At 61.6% G+C, this 763-nt stretch carries 1 protein-coding gene; it reads left to right on the top strand.

The genetic code is table 11. The features are described from left to right. A partial coding sequence (locus AC1DLB_RS31285; RefSeq protein ID WP_477786440.1) for a zinc-binding dehydrogenase occupies positions 1–495 on the top strand: 495 nt, incomplete at its 5' end. Positions 496–763: the final 268 nt, after the last annotated feature.

Below are 763 nucleotides of genomic sequence, written 5' to 3'. Positions count from 1 at the left end.
GGAATCGGCGGCCTCGGTCATCTGGCACTACGCTTCCTCAACGCATGGGGTTGCGAAGTCACGGCCTTTACCTCGTCGCTGAGCAAACAGGACGAAGCCAGGCGCCTGGGGGCACACAACGTGCTCGCCTCTACCGACAGTAACGCGCTGAAATCCATTGCCGGCACCCTGGATTTTCTCCTGGTCACCGCCAACGCCGACCTCGACTGGCCGGCCATGCTCGGCACGCTGCGCGGCAAGGGTCGCCTGCACTTTGTCGGCGTCGTGCCTGGCGCTATTCCAGTGCACGTATTCAACCTCCTGCCCCAACAAAAGAGTGTGTCCGCCTCGCCGGTTGGCTCGCCCAGTAACACAGCAACCATGCTTGAGTTCTGCGCCCGGCATCAGATCTTGCCGCAGGTCGAACACTTTCCCATGAGCCGGATCAACGACGCCATTGATCACCTACGCAGTGGCAAGGCGCGTTACCGCGTCGTGCTGGACGCCAGCAAATGACAGACTGGCGCGTCGGGTAATACCGCACGCGCCTTTTGCCATCGCTACGTAAGGCGATCCTGGAAGCAAGCGATGTTGACCTGGTCGCTTCTGGGTGCCCCAGTTGCCCCCGGACACCTGTTCGTTTCCAAAAGAGGTACCAACCCTATGAAGGACACGACTGCTGCGCAGCCGAACGCAGCCTTCGGCAGCTGCTACGGGTCCGCGCACGCCACGGCTTTTGTAGCAGCTGGCGCAGCCTGCGTTCGGCTGCGCAGCAGTCGTAAAT

It is taken from the genome of Pseudomonas sp. 05N434, from assembly GCF_056396965.1.
This window is presented reverse-complemented; position numbering and strand designations above follow the sequence as displayed.